Source organism: Vibrio sp. NH-7 (assembly GCF_053643215.1).
Genome location: NZ_CM132187.1, coordinates 3,030,720 through 3,050,308, shown reverse-complemented (window position 1 = coordinate 3,050,308; position 19,589 = coordinate 3,030,720). Strand labels below are relative to the sequence as shown.

12 protein-coding genes, 6 tRNA genes, 3 rRNA genes and 1 riboswitch are annotated in these 19,589 nt (G+C 47.2%); of the genes, 19 read left to right on the top strand and 2 right to left on the bottom strand.

Going from position 1 to position 19,589, the window contains the following annotated elements; genetic code table 11:
* The first annotated feature begins 249 nt into the window (after positions 1–249).
* The 19 genes from ACUALS_RS14205 to thiH all read left to right on the top strand — a co-directional run bounded on the left by ACUALS_RS14205 (position 250) and on the right by thiH (position 16,556).
* On the top strand, positions 250–873 hold the full coding sequence (locus tag ACUALS_RS14205) for a YigZ family protein (protein ID WP_454448564.1): 624 nt from the start codon (positions 250–252) through the stop codon (positions 871–873).
* A gap of 42 nt (positions 874–915) precedes the next feature.
* Positions 916–2,373, top strand: a complete 1,458-nt coding sequence (locus ACUALS_RS14200) for a TrkH family potassium uptake protein (protein ID WP_005476124.1) — start codon at positions 916–918, stop codon at positions 2,371–2,373.
* Between the two features lie 9 nt (positions 2,374–2,382).
* On the top strand, positions 2,383–2,910 hold the full coding sequence (gene hemG, locus ACUALS_RS14195) for a menaquinone-dependent protoporphyrinogen IX dehydrogenase (protein ID WP_454448563.1): 528 nt from the start codon (positions 2,383–2,385) through the stop codon (positions 2,908–2,910).
* 452 nt (positions 2,911–3,362) lie between these two features.
* Positions 3,363–4,914, top strand: a 16S ribosomal RNA gene (locus tag ACUALS_RS14190).
* Between the two features lie 88 nt (positions 4,915–5,002).
* Positions 5,003–5,078, top strand: a tRNA-Glu gene (locus ACUALS_RS14185).
* Positions 5,079–5,080: 2 nt separating this feature from the next.
* A tRNA-Lys gene (locus ACUALS_RS14180) sits at positions 5,081–5,156 on the top strand.
* 9 nt (positions 5,157–5,165) lie between these two features.
* Positions 5,166–5,241: transfer RNA gene (locus tag ACUALS_RS14175), tRNA-Ala, on the top strand.
* 38 nt (positions 5,242–5,279) lie between these two features.
* A tRNA-Val gene (locus ACUALS_RS14170) sits at positions 5,280–5,355 on the top strand.
* A 249-nt stretch (positions 5,356–5,604) separates the two neighbouring features.
* A 23S ribosomal RNA gene (locus tag ACUALS_RS14165) occupies positions 5,605–8,493 on the top strand.
* Between the two features lie 91 nt (positions 8,494–8,584).
* Positions 8,585–8,700 (top strand): 5S ribosomal RNA (rrf, locus tag ACUALS_RS14160).
* The 16S, 23S and 5S rRNA genes sit together here with 6 tRNA genes alongside, the layout of an rRNA operon.
* Positions 8,701–8,742: 42 nt before the next feature.
* Positions 8,743–8,819 (top strand) — tRNA-Asp (locus ACUALS_RS14155).
* A 62-nt stretch (positions 8,820–8,881) separates the two neighbouring features.
* Positions 8,882–8,958, top strand: a tRNA-Trp gene (locus ACUALS_RS14150).
* 578 nt (positions 8,959–9,536) lie between these two features.
* Entirely contained in the window at positions 9,537–9,920 is a 384-nt protein-coding gene (gene crcB / locus ACUALS_RS14145; RefSeq protein ID WP_005474414.1) for a fluoride efflux transporter CrcB, read from the top strand.
* Positions 9,921–9,988: 68 nt separating this feature from the next.
* Positions 9,989–10,087, top strand: a riboswitch (TPP riboswitch).
* A 125-nt stretch (positions 10,088–10,212) separates the two neighbouring features.
* Positions 10,213–12,153 carry a phosphomethylpyrimidine synthase ThiC gene (gene thiC, locus ACUALS_RS14140; RefSeq protein ID WP_334475426.1) on the top strand — a complete coding sequence of 647 codons (1,941 nt, stop codon included), beginning with the start codon at positions 10,213–10,215 and terminating at the stop codon, positions 12,151–12,153.
* A complete protein-coding gene (locus tag ACUALS_RS14135) occupies positions 12,153–13,568 on the top strand; it encodes a thiamine phosphate synthase (RefSeq protein ID WP_454448562.1) in 1,416 nt (471 codons plus the stop codon). The genes thiC and ACUALS_RS14135 overlap by 1 nt, the downstream gene beginning before the upstream one ends.
* Positions 13,555–14,328 (top strand): HesA/MoeB/ThiF family protein, encoded by a 774-nt coding sequence (locus tag ACUALS_RS14130; protein WP_334475428.1) that lies wholly within the window; start codon positions 13,555–13,557, stop codon positions 14,326–14,328. The genes ACUALS_RS14135 and ACUALS_RS14130 overlap by 14 nt, the downstream gene beginning before the upstream one ends.
* 38 nt (positions 14,329–14,366) lie before the next feature.
* The gene (thiS, locus tag ACUALS_RS14125) at positions 14,367–14,621 is read left to right on the top strand and encodes a sulfur carrier protein ThiS (protein WP_334475429.1); all 255 of its coding nucleotides are present in this window, start codon (positions 14,367–14,369) and stop codon (positions 14,619–14,621) included.
* 5 nt (positions 14,622–14,626) lie between these two features.
* Positions 14,627–15,394, top strand: a complete 768-nt coding sequence (locus tag ACUALS_RS14120) for a thiazole synthase (RefSeq protein WP_454448561.1) — start codon at positions 14,627–14,629, stop codon at positions 15,392–15,394.
* A gap of 34 nt (positions 15,395–15,428) precedes the next feature.
* A complete protein-coding gene (gene thiH / locus ACUALS_RS14115; protein ID WP_454448560.1) occupies positions 15,429–16,556 on the top strand; it encodes a 2-iminoacetate synthase ThiH in 1,128 nt (375 codons plus the stop codon).
* Positions 16,557–16,683: 127 nt separating this feature from the next.
* Here the strand turns inward: thiH and ACUALS_RS14110 are convergent, their stop codons facing one another.
* Positions 16,684–18,474, bottom strand: a complete 1,791-nt coding sequence (locus ACUALS_RS14110) for an aminopeptidase P family protein (RefSeq protein ID WP_454448559.1) — start codon at positions 18,472–18,474, stop codon at positions 16,684–16,686.
* A gap of 86 nt (positions 18,475–18,560) precedes the next feature.
* On the bottom strand, positions 18,561–19,502 hold the full coding sequence (locus tag ACUALS_RS14105) for a LysR family transcriptional regulator (RefSeq protein ID WP_454448558.1): 942 nt from the start codon (positions 19,500–19,502) through the stop codon (positions 18,561–18,563).
* Positions 19,503–19,589 lie beyond the last annotated feature (87 nt).

Below are 19,589 nucleotides of genomic sequence, written 5' to 3'. Positions count from 1 at the left end.
GTCTATCTCCATGACATACAATCTTGGATTGTGTGTTCACCTGTCACATAAGGCACGTAACAGGCAAGCAGGAAAGTTGTTATATTTTTAATCTGGTTTGACCAGTGAGATTAGTTTGGATCGGTCTTTGGTTAAATTCAATACATTTTTTAAACAAGTGTTTAACATTGTGCGCTGGTGCAGATCAAGGGCGACGAGTAAAGAGTGGTCGTGATAGACTCAAATGATCTGAGAAAACCTAGCGTTATTATGAACGACACACCTTATTTAATACCTTCTGAACCTTGTCAGTTTGAAGAAGAAATAAAGAAAAGCGTCTTTATTACCTACTTAGCTCACACGCCAAATATTGATGCAGCGAAAGCTTTTGTCGAAAAAATAAAAAACAAACATTCAGGCGCTCGCCATAATTGTTGGGGATTCATTGCTGGGCGACCAGAAGATTCCATGCAGTGGGGCTTCAGTGATGATGGAGAACCTTCAGGGACTGCGGGAAAGCCGATTCTTGCTCAGTTGTCTGGCTCCGGGGTTGGTGAGATCACCGCGGTAGTCACTCGTTACTCTGGTGGTATTAAGCTCGGTACAGGTGGCTTGGTCAAAGCTTATGGCGGCGGCGTGCAACAAGCGCTCAAGCTGCTTCAAACAATTGAGAAAAAAATAACCGCACAATTGCAACTAGGGTTAGACTATGGGTTTATGCCTATTGCTCAGTCCCTCATCGGCCAATTTGAAGGCCATGAAATATCGGCAGAGTATAGTGACCAAGTGCGAATGGTGGTTGAGATTGAGCGCAGACATGTCGCAGATTTCACCCAGAGCGTAATCAATAAAAGTGGTGCAAAAGCACATGTTACCCCTCTGAAGGGACAATAAATACTAGGAAGTTGGAAGCTCTGCTTCATTCATTAATCACACATGCAATTTCGTTCAATTATTCGCATTGTCGGGCTATTGCTCGCCCTTTTTAGTGTCTCCATGCTTGCGCCCGCTTTGGTTGCGCTTATTTATCGTGATGGCGCGGGGGTTGCGTTTGTTACTACTTTTTTCGTACTGCTATTTTGTGGTGCAGTATGTTGGTTCCCCAATCGTCGGTTTAAGCACGAATTAAAAGCTCGAGATGGCTTTTTGATCGTCGTCCTGTTTTGGACTGTACTTGGTAGTGCCGGCTCTATTCCCTTTTTACTCTCAGATAACCCAAATATTTCGGTAACCGACGCGTTCTTTGAATCCTTTTCTGCCTTAACAACCACTGGTGCTACAGTGATTGTTGGTTTGGATGATTTGCCAAAAGCGATCTTGTTCTATCGCCAGTTTCTGCAATGGTTTGGTGGTATGGGCATCATCGTTCTCGCCGTTGCCATCCTTCCAGTATTAGGTATCGGTGGTATGCAGCTTTACCGCGCAGAAATCCCTGGTCCGGTAAAAGACTCCAAGATGACTCCTAGGATTGCTGAGACAGCAAAAGCGCTTTGGTATATCTATCTGAGTTTGACTCTGGCCTGCGCTGGTGCGTTTTGGCTAGCGGGCATGACCCCGTTCGATGCGATTAGTCATAGTTTCTCTACTATCGCAATTGGTGGCTTCTCCACACACGATGCGAGTATGGGCTACTTTGATAGCTACGCCATTAACATGATTACCGTTGTCTTCTTGTTGATATCGGCATGTAACTATTCTTTGCACTTCGCCGCGTTTGCATCTGGTGGTGTACATCCTAAATACTATTGGAAAGATCCAGAGTTTCGCGCCTTTCTATTCATTCAAGCGATCTTGTTTGTTGTATGTTTTTTAGTGCTGTTGAATCACCACTCTTATGACTCGGTGTACGACGCGTTTGACCAAGCGCTATTCCAAACTGTTTCCATATCAACTACAGCGGGTTTTACCACAACAGGTTTCTCTGATTGGCCATTGTTCTTACCAGTGTTGCTATTGTTCTCTTCTTTTATCGGTGGTTGTGCTGGCTCGACAGGTGGTGGCATGAAAGTGATCCGTATTCTGCTACTGACCTTACAAGGTGCTCGTGAGCTGAAGCGTTTGGTTCACCCGCGTGCGGTTTATACCATCAAAGTGGGTGGTACCGCCTTGTCACAGCGTGTTGTTGATGCGGTTTGGGGATTCTTCTCTGCATATGCGCTAGTGTTCGTGGTTTGTATGCTAGCGTTAATCGCGACGGGTATTGATGAGCTGAGCGCTTTCTCTGCGGTCGCAGCGACATTGAACAATTTAGGCCCTGGTTTAGGTGAGGTGGCGCTTCATTTTGGTGATATTAATGACAAAGCAAAGTGGGTGTTGATCGTATCCATGCTGTTTGGTCGTCTAGAAGTGTTCACTCTTCTTATACTACTCACGCCTACGTTTTGGCGGAGTTAAGGAACAATTTTGGCTAAAGCACTATTTTTATACTCTTCTCGTGAAGGGCAGACAAAAAAAATTCTTCATTATATAGAAGAACAACTCAAAGACTTCGAGTGTGAGCTGGTGGACTTACATAACGTCACAACGGTCGACTTCAGTCATTACGACAGAGTCTTGATTGGGGCTTCTATTCGTTATGGTCACCTTAATAAGAAACTGTATCAGTTTATTGAGCAGAATCTCGAACATCTAGAACGAAATAAAGTCGCATTCTTTTGCGTGAATCTAACCGCTCGTAAAGAAGAGCAGGGAAAAGATACACCTGAAGGCAGTGCGTATATTCGTACCTTCTTGAAAAAGTCGCCCTGGCATCCTGAGCTTATCGGTGTGTTTGCTGGTGCTCTCTATTATCCTCGCTATGGTCTATTCGATAAAATGATGATTAAGCTGATCATGACCCTGACTGGTGGAGAGACAGATACAACAAAAGAAGTGGAGTACACCAACTGGGAAAAAGTCGCCTTATTTAGCCAAAAGTTTGTAGATTTGTAATCATTAGGTGTGTTTTTAGCTGTTTTGGCTTAATTATTGACCGAACAGTTAAAAAGTTAGAAAAAAAGGCAAAAAGGGGTTGCCAAGATAATTCCGATCCCTATAATGCCACCTCGCTGACACGGCAACGCTTCAAAAGAAACGTTAAGCCAGCTAGCAAGGTCAATTAGCCAAGCGGAAACGCTTGAAAAAAGTTTGAAAAAAGTGGTTGACACTAAACTTTATCTCGCTAAAATGGCCGTCCGATTTGAGCGAAGCTCAAGCGGAAAGCTCTTTAACAATATAAACCTATCAATCTGTGTGGGCACTCGTTGATGATAATCCAATTAGAAGCTTCGGCTTCAAATTAGGTTTCAATGAAACGAAGTGACCAACGAGTCGCAAGACTCAGCACAGTCAATTCAAACATTACATTATGTAATGTTCAGTATTCATTGAGCCGACAAAATCTTAAATTGAAGAGTTTGATCATGGCTCAGATTGAACGCTGGCGGCAGGCCTAACACATGCAAGTCGAGCGGAAACGAGTTATCTGAACCTTCGGGGAACGATAACGGCGTCGAGCGGCGGACGGGTGAGTAATGCCTGGGAAATTGCCCTGATGTGGGGGATAACCATTGGAAACGATGGCTAATACCGCATAATAGCTTCGGCTCAAAGAGGGGGACCTTCGGGCCTCTCGCGTCAGGATATGCCCAGGTGGGATTAGCTAGTTGGTGAGGTAAGGGCTCACCAAGGCGACGATCCCTAGCTGGTCTGAGAGGATGATCAGCCACACTGGAACTGAGACACGGTCCAGACTCCTACGGGAGGCAGCAGTGGGGAATATTGCACAATGGGCGCAAGCCTGATGCAGCCATGCCGCGTGTATGAAGAAGGCCTTCGGGTTGTAAAGTACTTTCAGCAGTGAGGAAGGCGGGTACGTTAATAGCGTGCTCGTTTGACGTTAGCTGCAGAAGAAGCACCGGCTAACTCCGTGCCAGCAGCCGCGGTAATACGGAGGGTGCGAGCGTTAATCGGAATTACTGGGCGTAAAGCGCATGCAGGTGGTTTGTTAAGTCAGATGTGAAAGCCCGGGGCTCAACCTCGGAATTGCATTTGAAACTGGCAGACTAGAGTACTGTAGAGGGGGGTAGAATTTCAGGTGTAGCGGTGAAATGCGTAGAGATCTGAAGGAATACCGGTGGCGAAGGCGGCCCCCTGGACAGATACTGACACTCAGATGCGAAAGCGTGGGGAGCAAACAGGATTAGATACCCTGGTAGTCCACGCCGTAAACGATGTCTACTTGGAGGTTGTGGCCTTGAGCCGTGGCTTTCGGAGCTAACGCGTTAAGTAGACCGCCTGGGGAGTACGGTCGCAAGATTAAAACTCAAATGAATTGACGGGGGCCCGCACAAGCGGTGGAGCATGTGGTTTAATTCGATGCAACGCGAAGAACCTTACCTACTCTTGACATCCTCAGAAGCTTGTAGAGATACGAGTGTGCCTTCGGGAACTGAGAGACAGGTGCTGCATGGCTGTCGTCAGCTCGTGTTGTGAAATGTTGGGTTAAGTCCCGCAACGAGCGCAACCCTTATCCTTGTTTGCCAGCACTTCGGGTGGGAACTCCAGGGAGACTGCCGGTGATAAACCGGAGGAAGGTGGGGACGACGTCAAGTCATCATGGCCCTTACGAGTAGGGCTACACACGTGCTACAATGGCGCATACAGAGGGCGGCCAACTTGCGAGAGTGAGCGAATCCCAAAAAGTGCGTCGTAGTCCGGATCGGAGTCTGCAACTCGACTCCGTGAAGTCGGAATCGCTAGTAATCGTGGATCAGAATGCCACGGTGAATACGTTCCCGGGCCTTGTACACACCGCCCGTCACACCATGGGAGTGGGCTGCAAAAGAAGTGGGTAGTTTAACCTTCGGGGGGACGCTCACCACTTTGTGGTTCATGACTGGGGTGAAGTCGTAACAAGGTAGCGCTAGGGGAACCTGGCGCTGGATCACCTCCTTATACGATGATTATTGCGATGAGTGTTCACACAGATTGATGGTTTATGTAGTTTAAGAGATAGAACATCCCCCAAGATGTTCAACTTAGTGTCCCGTTCGTCTAGAGGCCTAGGACACCGCCCTTTCACGGCGGTAACAGGGGTTCGACTCCCCTACGGGATACCATTGGGTCGTTAGCTCAGTTGGTAGAGCAGTTGACTTTTAATCAATTGGTCGCAGGTTCGAATCCTGCACGACCCACCATTTCTCGATGGGGCTATAGCTCAGCTGGGAGAGCGCCTGCCTTGCACGCAGGAGGTCTGCGGTTCGATCCCGCATAGCTCCACCATTCGAGAAACTTCTTCCTATAAGAAGTAAAACTAATATGGGCGATTAGCTCAGTTGGGAGAGCACCTGCCTTACAAGCAGGGGGTCACTGGTTCGAGCCCGGTATCGCCCACCATCTTTAAGTGTTCTTGCAAAAGAATCTTTAAAAATGGTTTCATTAGAAATCTAGCTCTTTAACAATTTGGAAAGCTGACAAATCAACAAATTATTGTTGATTGTAAAGTTCTCAATGTTTGTCTTTATGACAAACACCAATACAACACATTCAAGTGTTCTTGGAATTTGAGTCCGGCAAAATCGTGTCTGCACATGTATAAAAATGCAGACAACTTTGGTTACTAACAAAGACCCTTTGGGGTTGTATGGTTAAGTGACTAAGCGTACACGGTGGATGCCTTGGCAGTCAGAGGCGATGAAGGACGTATTAACTTGCGATAAGCCCAGATTAGGTAGTAAAAACCATTTGAGTCTGGGATTTCCGAATGGGGAAACCCACTTACATAAGTAAGTATCCTGTTGTGAATACATAGCAGCAGGAGGCGAACCGGGGGAACTGAAACATCTAAGTACCCCGAGGAAAAGAAATCAACCGAGATTCCGAAAGTAGCGGCGAGCGAAATTGGACTAGCCCTTAAGCTTTACACGCGTTAGACGAACGGTCTGGAAAGTCCGACGATACAGGGTGATAGTCCCGTAGTTGACGATGTGTGTTCAGTGAAATCGAGTAGGGCGGGACACGTGATATCCTGTCTGAATATGGGGGGACCATCCTCCAAGGCTAAATACTACTGACTGACCGATAGTGAACCAGTACCGTGAGGGAAAGGCGAAAAGAACCCCTGTGAGGGGAGTGAAATAGAACCTGAAACCGTGTACGTACAAGCAGTAGGAGCACCTTCGTGGTGTGACTGCGTACCTTTTGTATAATGGGTCAGCGACTTATATTCAGTAGCAAGGTTAACCATCTAGGGGAGCCGTAGAGAAATCGAGTCTTAACTGGGCGTCGAGTTGCTGGATATAGACCCGAAACCAGGTGATCTAGCCATGGGCAGGTTGAAGGTTGAGTAACATCAACTGGAGGACCGAACCGACTAATGTTGAAAAATTAGCGGATGACTTGTGGCTAGGGGTGAAAGGCCAATCAAACCTGGAGATAGCTGGTTCTCCCCGAAATCTATTTAGGTAGAGCCTCGGACGAATACTACTGGGGGTAGAGCACTGTTAAGGCTAGGGGGTCATCCCGACTTACCAACCCTTTGCAAACTCCGAATACCAGTAAGTACTATCCGGGAGACACACGGCGGGTGCTAACGTCCGTCGTGGAGAGGGAAACAACCCAGACCGCCAGCTAAGGTCCCAAATTATAGCTAAGTGGGAAACGATGTGGGAAGGCTTAGACAGCTAGGATGTTGGCTTAGAAGCAGCCATCATTTAAAGAAAGCGTAATAGCTCACTAGTCGAGTCGGCCTGCGCGGAAGATGTAACGGGGCTAAGCTATAAACCGAAGCTGCGGCAATGACTTTTAGTCATTGGGTAGGGGAGCGTTCTGTAAGCCGTTGAAGGTGTGTTGTAAAGCATGCTGGAGGTATCAGAAGTGCGAATGCTGACATGAGTAACGATAAAGGGGGTGAAAAACCTCCTCGCCGGAAGACCAAGGGTTCCTGTCCAACGTTAATCGGGGCAGGGTAAGTCGACCCCTAAGGCGAGGCCGAAAGGCGTAGTCGATGGGAAACGGGTTAATATTCCCGTACTTCTTACAATTGCGATGGGGGGACGGAGAAGGCTAGGTGGGCCTGGCGACGGTTGTCCAGGTTCAAGTGCGTAGGCTTGAGAGTTAGGTAAATCCGGCTCTCTCTAAGGCTGAGACACGACGTCGAGCTACTACGGTAGTGAAGTCATTGATGCCATGCTTCCAGGAAAAGCCTCTAAGCTTCAGATTGTAAGGAATCGTACCCCAAACCGACACAGGTGGTCGGGTAGAGAATACCAAGGCGCTTGAGAGAACTCGGGTGAAGGAACTAGGCAAAATGGTACCGTAACTTCGGGAGAAGGTACGCTCTTGACGGTGAAGTCCCTCGCGGATGGAGCTATTGAGAGTCGCAGATACCAGGTGGCTGCAACTGTTTATTAAAAACACAGCACTGTGCAAAATCGTAAGATGACGTATACGGTGTGACGCCTGCCCGGTGCCGGAAGGTTAATTGATGGGGTTAGTGCTTGCACGAAGCTCTTGATCGAAGCCCCGGTAAACGGCGGCCGTAACTATAACGGTCCTAAGGTAGCGAAATTCCTTGTCGGGTAAGTTCCGACCTGCACGAATGGCGTAATGATGGCCACGCTGTCTCCACCCGAGACTCAGTGAAATTGAAATCGCTGTGAAGATGCAGTGTACCCGCGGCTAGACGGAAAGACCCCGTGAACCTTTACTACAGCTTGGCACTGAACATTGACCCTACATGTGTAGGATAGGTGGGAGGCTTTGAACCCGGTACGCCAGTATCGGTGGAGCCGTCCTTGAAATACCACCCTTGTAGTGTTGATGTTCTAACGTTGACCCCTTATCGGGGTTGCGGACAGTGCCTGGTGGGTAGTTTGACTGGGGCGGTCTCCTCCCAAAGAGTAACGGAGGAGCACGAAGGTGGGCTAATCACGGTTGGACATCGTGAGGTTAGTGCAATGGCATAAGCCCGCTTGACTGCGAGAATGACAATTCGAGCAGGTGCGAAAGCAGGTCATAGTGATCCGGTGGTTCTGAATGGAAGGGCCATCGCTCAACGGATAAAAGGTACTCCGGGGATAACAGGCTGATACCGCCCAAGAGTTCATATCGACGGCGGTGTTTGGCACCTCGATGTCGGCTCATCACATCCTGGGGCTGAAGTCGGTCCCAAGGGTATGGCTGTTCGCCATTTAAAGTGGTACGCGAGCTGGGTTTAGAACGTCGTGAGACAGTTCGGTCCCTATCTGCCGTGGGCGTTGGAAGATTGAAGGGGGCTGCTCCTAGTACGAGAGGACCGGAGTGGACGAACCTCTGGTGTTCGGGTTGTGTCGCCAGACGCATTGCCCGGTAGCTAAGTTCGGAATCGATAACCGCTGAAAGCATCTAAGCGGGAAGCGAGCCCTGAGATGAGTCTTCCCTGACCCCTTGAGGGTCCTAAAGGGTTGTTCGAGACTAGAACGTTGATAGGCAGGGTGTGTAAGTGCTGTGAGGCATTGAGCTAACCTGTACTAATTGCCCGTGAGGCTTAACCATACAACACCCAAAGGGTTTTGATGGACTCGATACAAGAATTAACTTGATTGTGTTTTGAGAGCACAAACAGCTTTCCAGATTAAAGAATTTGCTTGGCGACCATAGCGATTTGGACCCACCTGATTCCATGCCGAACTCAGAAGTGAAACGAATTAGCGCCGATGGTAGTGTGGGGCTTCCCCATGTGAGAGTAGGACATCGCCAGGCTTTAAATTATGGACACTTGCTTGATAGCGAGTACGCCACTGCGGAGTGGTAGTTCAGTTGGTTAGAATACCGGCCTGTCACGCCGGGGGTCGCGGGTTCGAGTCCCGTCCACTCCGCCACTTATTTCGAAACCTCGCTTAATGCGAGGTTTTTTCGAATCTACAATTTGAAAAGATTCTACAGGGGTGTAGCTCCAATTGGCAGAGCAGCGGATTCCAAATCCGCGTGTTGGGAGTTCGAATCTCTCCACCCCTGCCATATTTAAGGCTCTAGTCGAAAGACTGGAGCCTTTTTACTTTTTGATGTTGAAGTAATCAATTGGCAGAGCAGCGGATTCTCCGACTTATCAAAAACAGCGCGAGTTGGGAGTTCGAATCTCTGGAGCGCCAGCCCGGTCCACCTCTGCCATATTCAAAAGCCTCAGAAGAAATGCTGAGGATTTTTCGCATTTAAGCAATGTTATTTATCTTGAGTCGCTAGTTCGATTGAGACTTCACCTTGTCAGTCTCTTCTGTTTCTAACATATTCTAAGCTCTGGCGGGGTTATTTGTGTGAGCTAGTCATATTAACAGAGTAACTATTCTCGCTCGTACAGTTCAAAGACTAAGCTCTGTCCACAAATAAGTCATCTCTACACGGAGGAAATTCATTGAAGTTATCCCTCCACCCTAGGCTAATACGATAAAGTTGTATGCGTGTATTATTTGTATACAACGGGAAAAGTGATGCCTGTAACTTTTGAAATTTCAAACTTTGATTTAGATAAGTTAGCCATTTTCTGATCGATAAATAGCGAGTAAAAGCTACAATAGTGAGCAGTTAAATATGGGGGTGTCATGGGACAACTGTCTATTCTTGGGTTTATTGCACTAGGTGGAGCATTTGGTGCGTGTTCTCGTTACCTAATTTCTGAGCTGTGTGTCGTATTGCTGGGGCGAGGTTTTCCTTACGGTACGCTAACTGTTAATGTGGTTGGCTCTTTCATTATGGGCTTGCTCATTGCAGCTTTCGAAAATGAGCTGATTGCAACTGAGCCTTGGCGTCAAATCATTGGCCTTGGTTTCCTTGGTGCATTAACAACGTTTTCAACATTCTCTATGGATAATGTCCTTTTGATGCAGCAAGGTGCTTTTTTTAAGATGGGACTTAATGTACTGCTTAATGTTGTTCTGAGTATCTCTGCAGCGTGGATAGGATTCCAGCTACTTATTAAGAGTTAGCAATACGGCTCTTCTCGTTATTTTTATACAGGTCGGCTTGGTTTAACCAAGCCGATTTTATATACTATTTTCACTTGTCGGAGTGCCATAAGGCTGAGACCGTTAATTCGGGATCCGTTGAACCTGATCAGATTAGAATCTGCGAAGGGAACAGGAGAAGAGATCACTATATTTTCCCATCAGTGATCTATCTATATTCAAGCAACACATTTTGTGGTGTCTTGAAACCTCTTGTCGCATCTTTCCGCCAAGCATTTTTATCCAAACTAATTACAAAGCAAGGAAAAATGCTATGTCGAGTCGCAAGCAAGCGAGACTGGAAGCAAAACAGTTCATTGATACACTCTCGGTACAGCCGTACCCAAATTCAAGCAAAGTTTATGTAGAGGGTTCACGTCCTGATATTCGTGTGCCAATGCGCGAAATATCACTTGCTGATAGCCTTATTGGAGGCACTAAAGAAGCCCCTATTTTCGAGCCTAATGAGCCAGTTCGCGTTTACGATACCTCGGGTGTATACACAGACCCAAATCACACCATAGACCTTTACAACGGCTTACCTAAGCTGCGAGAAGGGTGGATTGAAGAGCGTGCCGATACTGAACTACTTGATGAAGTAAGCTCGCTATACACCAAAGAGCGCCTAGAAGATGAAACGCTAGACGAGCTTCGTTACGGCAATCTACCACGTATTCGACGTGCCAAAGATGGGCAATGCGTGACTCAATTGCACTATGCTCGCAAAGGCATTATCACCCCAGAAATGGAATATATCGCTTTGCGTGAAAATATGGGGCGAGCTCAATACCGTGATGAAGTGCTGAATCAGCAGCATCCAGGTCAAAGCTTCGGGGCGAACCTACCAAAGGACATTACCGCCGAGTTTGTTCGTAAAGAAGTCGCCGAAGGTCGCGCAATTATCCCTTCTAATATCAACCACCCAGAATCCGAACCAATGATCATTGGCCGTAACTTTTTGGTTAAAGTGAATGCCAACATCGGTAACTCATCGGTCACCTCTTCGATTGAGGAAGAAGTAGAGAAGTTAGTATGGGCGACGCGCTGGGGCGGGGATACCGTTATGGACCTTTCTACTGGACGTAATATTCACGAAACTCGCGAGTGGATTCTACGTAACAGTCCGGTTCCGATCGGTACCGTACCAATGTACCAAGCGCTTGAGAAAGTGAATGGTGTTGCGGAAAACCTTAACTGGGAAGTGATGCGTGATACTCTTATCGAGCAAGCAGAGCAGGGCGTTGACTATTTCACTATCCATGCCGGTTTACTACTTCGCTATGTACCAATGACAGCAAAACGCGTTACTGGCATCGTTTCTCGTGGTGGTTCGATCATCGCGAAATGGTGTTTAGCCCATCACCAAGAGAGCTTCTTATATACCCACTTCCGAGAGATCTGTGAAATCTGTGCCAAGTATGATGTGGCACTTTCTCTCGGTGATGGTCTGCGTCCTGGTTCGGTTGCCGATGCTAACGACGAAGCGCAATTTGCAGAGCTTCGTACCCTTGGTGAGTTAACCAAGATTGCGTGGGAATACGATGTACAGGTGATTATTGAAGGCCCTGGCCATGTTCCAATGCATATGATCAAAGAGAACATGGAAGAGCAGCTAGAGCATTGTCATGAAGCTCCTTTCTACACACTTGGTCCACTGACGACAGACGTCGCTCCTGGTTACGACCATATAACTTCAGGTATTGGCGCTGCTATGATTGGCTGGTATGGCTGTGCGATGCTTTGCTACGTCACTCCAAAAGAGCATCTTGGCTTACCAAACAAAGAAGACGTGAAAGTAGGCATGATCACTTACAAGCTTGCTGCACACGCCGCTGATTTGGCGAAAGGGCATCCTGGAGCACAAGTTCGTGATAATGCGCTTTCTAAAGCTCGCTTCGAGTTCCGCTGGGAAGACCAATTCAACTTGTCGCTCGATCCAGATACCGCACGCGCTTTCCATGATGAAACCTTGCCTCAAGAGTCTGGAAAAGTTGCTCACTTCTGTTCGATGTGCGGACCAAAGTTCTGCTCGATGAAGATCTCGCAAGAGGTACGAGAGTATGCGAAAGACACTGAGCAAGTTGCTGCGGACCAAGCTATCTCAATCAAAATGCTGGATGATCCTTTGGAGGGGATGCGTCAGAAATCGCAAGAATTTAGAGATACAGGTTCTGAGCTGTACCACCCAGCAGCACATGCCGAGGTAAGTGACTAATGAGCAAAATCCTTATTCCGTCATCATTGATAGAACTAACAGGTTTAGTTCAGCAATGTTTGTTGTTGGCGAAAGAACAGGGTTTTAGCATCGAAGACATTGAGTTGGGTGTGAGCCCAACTCAATCTATTCAGCTTGTTCGCGACCAACAGACCACACGCATAACGACAGATCTTATTGATGGTTATGACTCTGAGCATGAGAGTTCATTGGTGCTCTATTACCGCTCTGCTTTATCAGTAGAAGCGTGTGCTAAGCAACCGTCGAAAGCGATTTATATTGGCATTGCTGATACGCAGGTATCCGATGAAAAGGAGAAAGTGCATCAGCTTGATATCTGGCGTCACCCAATTAACAACGAAGTGAGAGCGCTTTCCATTAAGTCCAAACCCAACGCAATGTTCGATCCCGAACATCACCTTGCTTGGATAGTAACGCTGACAGTACTCGATTTTCCTATCGAAGATGCATTAACACTTGCTCGAGGAATGCTAACTCAACAAGCGAATGTTTCACGTGAAACACTGTTGAATGACAACCTTGACGAGGAACGATCCGTTCAGTGGGCTGACCAATTTGATGATTTCCCCACACCTGTACTGGAGGATAACCGACTAGGTATTCAAGTTGGTTGGTCTGCCCAAGGTGAGAGTGTTAGCTTTCCAACTCTAACTAAGCAAAGTCTGGGGCTCTATCCAGTTGTTGATGATGTTGATTGGATTGAGCGTCTACTGCCACTCGGCATCAACACTATTCAACTGCGAATCAAGAACCCACAACAAGCCGATTCAGAACAACAGATCATTCGAGCAATTGAGCTAGGTCGTCAGTATCAAGCACAAGTGTTCATCAATGACTATTGGCAGTTGGCAATCAAGCATGGCGCTTATGGCGTTCACCTAGGACAAGAAGACATAGAAGAATCGAATTTGGCTCAGCTAACCAAAGCCGGCATTCGTCTTGGTCTTTCTACTCATGGTTATTACGAACTACTGCGCATCGTACAAATTCATCCTAGCTACATCGCGCTAGGGCATATTTTCCCAACCACCACAAAACAGATGCCATCGAAACCACAAGGTTTGGTTCGCTTGGCTCTGTATCAAAAGCTGATTGATAGCATTCCTTACGGAAACAAAGAACTGGCTATCCGTCCTGCAAAAGACAAACAAGTAAGTGGTTATGTACGAGGCTTTCCGACTGTCGCAATTGGTGGCATTGACCAATCTAATGCTGACCAAGTTTGGCAAACGGGCGTCTCTAGCTTGGCAGTAGTGCGTGCTATTACCTTGGCAGAATCCCCTCAATTCGTCATCGAGTTCTTCGCCCAACTGATGAAGGGAAGACAGCTAACGTTTACTGTTCAGAATAGTGAATTAGCGAATACCAAGAGAGGCGAGCATGCTCACGGATAAGCAGTTCCTTCGCTATCAACGCCAAGTCGCTCTGCCTGAAATTGCTGAAAGTGGGCAAGAGCGCTTGAGCAAATCGCATGTGCTGATCATCGGTTGTGGTGGGTTAGGGAGCGCAGCGAGTTTGTACTTGGCATCAGCGGGTGTTGGTAAATTGGTTGTGGTCGATGACGATGAAGTTGTTAGCAGTAACCTACAACGTCAGATCATTTATCGTGAGCAAGACATCCAAGTAGCGAAAACAAAAGCGACTGTAAAGCAACTCGATGAACTTAATTCTATGGTTCAAGTTCGTGCTCTCAATAAGCGATTAGACAAAGCACAGCTGCAGCTTGAAGTGATGCTAGCGGATGTGGTGCTCGACTGCACCGATAACATGCCGACGCGCCAGCTCATTAACCAAGTTTGTTTCGAGCAAAACACGCCGCTCATCTCGGCGGCGGCAATTGGTTGGCAAGGGCAATTCGCTGTTTTTGATTATCAAACGCAGATTGAACAAGAAGCAGAGAGTACAGCCTGTTACCACTGTTTGTATCCGTTCGACGAATTACCGCAAACGCAAAAGTGCAGTGAGAGCGGTGTCGTCGGTCCGGTGGTGGGTACACTTGGTAACTACCAAGCGATAGCGGCAATTCAAAAACTGGCGACGGGAAAGTTTCATTTCGAGACTGCCAAGTTGCATCTGTTTGATGGGTTGAAACTGCAATGGCAAACCATGGCGATAAGCAAAGACAAACAGTGCCAAGTGTGTGCTCAGATTTAGCTTACGAGTAATGGGCAGAATTAAGAGAGTTGGAAGCAATGACGTTATCAGAACAACAAACAACACAAATGACCGCTGCTGACCTAGATGTGATCACTATTGTCATCAATGACCAGTCACATCAAGTTGCCACTGAGTCGAATCTACAGCAAATCATTAGTCAATTTGCGCTGCCTGAAATGGGCTGTGTTTTTGCAATTAATAACAATGTTGTACCGCGCAGTGAGTGGGCTAGCACAGTTCTTTCACAGGGAGATTGCATCTCTTTGTTTCAAGCAATCGCAGGGGGTTAACGTCGATGCTTAAAATTGGTGATAAACAATTCGAATCAAGACTGTTCACGGGAACAGGGAAGTTTGCCAACAGCCGATTAATGGCAGAAGCGATTCAAGTATCGGGTTCTCAACTTGCGACCATGGCGTTGAAGCGTGTGGATGTGAACGACCAACAAGACGATATTTTGCTGCCGTTAGTACAAGCGGGTGTGAACTTATTGCCGAACACCTCAGGTGCAAAGAATGCTAGAGATGCTGTGTTTGCAGCACAATTGGCGAGAGAAGCGTTAGGTACAAACTGGCTAAAACTTGAAATTCACCCAGACCCGAAGTACTTGATGCCCGATCCAATTGAGACACTTGCGGCCGCTGAACAATTGGTTCGTGAAGGCTTTATCGTCCTTCCTTACTGTCATGCTGACCCGGTTCTGTGTAAACGATTGGAAGAAGTAGGCTGTGCTGCGGTCATGCCATTAGGTGCGCCGATCGGTTCTAACAAAGGGATAGTTTCTCACGACTTCCTAGAGATCATTATCGACCAAGCTAATGTTCCTGTGGTTGTCGATGCGGGTATCGGTGCTCCTTCACATGCTGCGCGCGCGATGGAAATGGGCGCGGATGCCGTGCTCGTCAATACCGCGATTGCAGCTTCGAGCGATCCTGTTGCGATGGCGAAGGCATTTAAGTTGGCGGTCGAGTCGGGGCGTATGGCTTATGAAGCTGGACTTGCTGGTAAGGTTTCTCATGCGGTTGCGTCGAGTCCACTGACGTCATTCCTAGATGAGCTTTAGTCCTAGATTGGTTTAGCTATTAAGCGAGGAAAACATGAGCTTCGTTGAACAATTTAAGCAGCTTAATTGGGATGACATCTCGATGTCGATCTACGCGAAAACGGCACAAGATGTCGAGCGAGCATTGAATAAACCCAAGCGTAATTTGGAAGACTTTAAAGCGCTAATTTCACCCGCGGCTGAAGCGTACTTAGAGCAAATGGCGCAGCTGTCATACTCGGCAACTCGCAAGCGTTTTGGTAATACCATGTCGCTTTACATTCCACTGTACCTTTCTAACTTGTGCGCCAATGCTTGTACTTATTGTGGCTTCTCAATGGAGAATAGAATCAAGCGTCGTACCTTGAATCGGGACGAAGTGGCAGCAGAAGTTGAAGCCATCAAGCGCATGAAGTTTGATAGCGTGTTGCTGGTGACTGGCGAGCACGAAACTAAAGTGGGTATGAAATACTTCCGCGAAATGGTGCCTATGATTAAGCAACGTTTTAACTATTTGGCGATGGAAGTACAGCCACTTGATCAAGACGAATACGCTGAGCTCAAGACATTGGGTTTGGATGCGGTGATGGTCTATCAAGAAACGTATCATCCTTTGACTTACGCCGAGCACCATTTGCGAGGTAATAAAATGGATTTCGAATACCGATTGGATACACCCGATCGTCTTGCAAAAGCGGGTATTGATAAGATCGGTATTGGTGCTTTAATAGGGTTGGAAGAGTGGCGAACAGATTGTTTTTATGTAGCAGCGCACTTGGACTATCTTGAGCGCACGTATTGGCAGACTCGTTACTCAATTTCTTTCCCACGTTTACGTCCTTGTGAGGGGGCCAGTTCTTTAAACGGAAAGCAACCCAAATCAGTCATGACAGATAAGCAGCTTGTTCAGTTGATTTGCGCTTATCGTTTGTTGAATCCAGAAGTTGAGTTGTCACTATCTACTCGTGAATCACCGAAGTTCAGAGACAATGCATTACCGTTAGGTATCACCAGTATGTCTGCTGCATCGAAAACTCAGCCGGGTGGGTATGCGATGGATGATGTTGAACTCGAGCAGTTTGAGATCAGTGATGAGCGAAGCGCGGGTTCTGTGGAAGATATGATTCGAGCCAAAGGTTTTGACCCTGTATGGCGAGATTGGCACTCAGCGTATTCCGGTTAAGCAATAAATAAAGCCACTGGCCATCGTTATGTTTCACGTGAAACATAAGTAAAAAAAGAGGGTTGATGTAAAACATCAACCCTCTACTTTTTCTAGCTTCTAGCTTCTAGCTTCTAGCTTCTAGCTTCTAGCTGTGTGCTACTGGTAGCGTTGCTTGACGAAGCCACTCTTTCACATCACCTTCAACAAGTGGGCTGATCTCATCCCATACCTTCTGATGGTAATCATTCAGCCAAGCAAGTTCTGGACGAGTTAGCATATCAACGTTGATATTGCGCTTGTCGATTGGACAGCGCGTTAGCGACTCAAATGACAGAACAGGGAAGTCACCGTTAGTTGGGGTTTCAACAACAAGCTCTAGGTTCTCAATACGGATACCAAACGCATCTGCACGGTAGTAACCTGGCTCGTTGGATAGCACCATGCCTTCTGTTAGAGGCACGTCGATTTGCTTCTTCGAAATGCTCGCTGGACCTTCATGAACACTTAGGAAGTGACCAACACCGTGACCAGTACCGTGGTCGTAATCGTAGCCTTCCGCCCATAGGTGCTGACGAGCTAGTGTATCGATTTGGTAACCACGAGTGCCTTTCGGGAAACGTGCACGAGCAACACCGATGTGACCTTTTAGTGCGAGAGTGAATTGTTTAATCATCTCTTGTGAAGGCTGACCGATCGCAATGGTACGCGTGATGTCTGTCGTGCCATCTAGGTACTGACCGCCTGAATCCACTAGGTAAAGCGTGTTCAGTTCTAGCTTGCCAGGTTCAGGTTGGTTTTCGTGGTTGTAGTGACACATTGCCGCGTTGCCGCCCGCAGCTGAAATGGTATCGAAGCTAAGATCCATAAGTGTCGGGTCTTCGCTACGGAACGTTTCCAGTTTGTCTGCCAGCGTCGCTTCATCATGCAGGTTACCAGCAACGACTTCAGCATCTAACCAAGATAGAAACTTGCTCATCGCCACGCCATCTCGGATATGACATGCTTTCATACCTGCGATTTCAACTGCGTTCTTCGCTGCTTTTGGCATTAGGCATGGGTCAGCTTTACTCACCACTGATGCGCCAGCATTTTGTAGAACCAGCTTAAACCATGCGTTACTTGTCGCAGGGTCAACCAGTACATTCTTGCCAGTTAGAGTTTCTAGTCGTGCTTGTAATGCTTCTGGGTGATGAACTGTTACGCCAGAACCAACGTGAGCGTCAAACTCAGCAGGTAGGCGAGCAGGATCTAGGAAGAACTCCACGCTTGAATCTGAGTGCAGAATCGCATGAGAAAGCAGAACTGGTAGACGTGATACATCTAGACCACGAACGTTAAGTAGCCAACAGATAGAATCAAGTGCTGTGATCACTGCGCTATCTGCGCCGGCTTTTTTCACCAGCTCTGCGATTTCTTGGCGTTTGCTTTCACTTGATTGGCCAACTGCTTCTGTTGCCATTAGGCGAACATCAGAAACTACAGGAGCAGGGCGGTCGTGCCACAGCTCATCAATTGGGTTGCTGTCGAGAATCTTAAGCTCAAGTGCACCTGCAAGTTTTGCCTGTGCCATGTCTAGCCAAGCAGAGTTGTGCATGCGAGGGTCGATTGCCACAGACGCGCCATTTGCAAGATGGTCTTTAATCCAATCTAGTGCAGGCTCTTCAATCAAGTGACGGTATTCGAATAGATCAGCAGGAACCTGCTTTGTTACTTGTACTGTGTAGCGACCATCAACAAAGATAGCGGCTTTGTCTTTGGTGATTACCGCAGCACCAGCAGAACCGGTAAAACCCGTTAGCCAATGTAAACGCTCGTTGTGCGCTGGTACGTATTCGCCCAAGTACTCGTCTTCATGTGGGACAAGTAGGGCATCAATATTATGTTGTGCTAGCCATTGGCGGATAGCTGATACACGCTGTTCAGTAGTGCTGAGCATGGGTTATTCCTTCATATTTCTTAGGCGTCCATTTCACATCTCGGGACGATGGCAATAAGCTACTCCTTTTACCAAAAGGCTGCAAATTATCTAAGAGATTCGGTCTTTTCTTTGATGATCTGTCGCAACCACGTCAATGCAAGGTCGTTTTCTCTATCTCTGTGCCAAAAAAGCGTATAGGCCATGGGTGGAAACTCCATGGGTAATGGGCGCACCGTCAGGTTGAGTTGCTCGGAGGCGAGTTTAACGAAGTGGCTGGGCGCGGTGAATATGAAGTCGGTGTAAGAACAAAGGCTTGCAGCACTGTTGAAATCAGGCACCATAATCGCGATATCACGCTCTTTACCTATGTCTGCCAACCTATAGTCGAGTAACCAACGCTCATTGCCATCACATCGTACTTGGACATGTCGATGTGCGAGATAGCTATCCAGATTCCATGGTTGCTGCAAGACTGGGTGATCGTTGCGCATCAAACACATTTGGTTATCGCGGTAGATTTCAGCTTCGCAAATATCATTAGGTGGGTACATGGTTAGCTTGGCGTCATTGATGTCGATGTCTTTGCCAGTAATGCCAAGATCGAGTTCACCTCGCTGGAGCATTTTGAATGTGGTATCGGACCACGCATGAGTGCTGATTGTCACGCCTGGAGCTTGCGAGAAAATTGCTGGCAAAAAATGCGGCAAGATGAGTGGATAGACACTTTCCACCGCAGCGATTTGGAATCGATATGAGCTCGATTCAGGTGAGAATTCCTCTGGTTGGGTAATTTGTTCAAGTTGGTGTATGAGAGACTCCAACTTTGGTTTTAGAAATATAGCTTTGGGTGTAGGCGTTAAGCCGTGAGCGTTTCGAATAAACAAAGGATCATCGAATTGACTGCGTAACTTAGCTAAATTCTTACTAACTGCCGATTGGCTGAGACATAGTCTATGTGCTGTTCGAGTAACGTTTAGCTCTTCAATAAGCACCTTCAAACAGATAAGCAAGTTAAGGTCTAGCCGAACCAATTTTTCTAAACTCACAAGAAATTCTCCCTAGGAATATCACCAATGATTATTTGTCATTGGAATTCATATCTTATCGTAGCTTAGAATCCCACCAATTACATT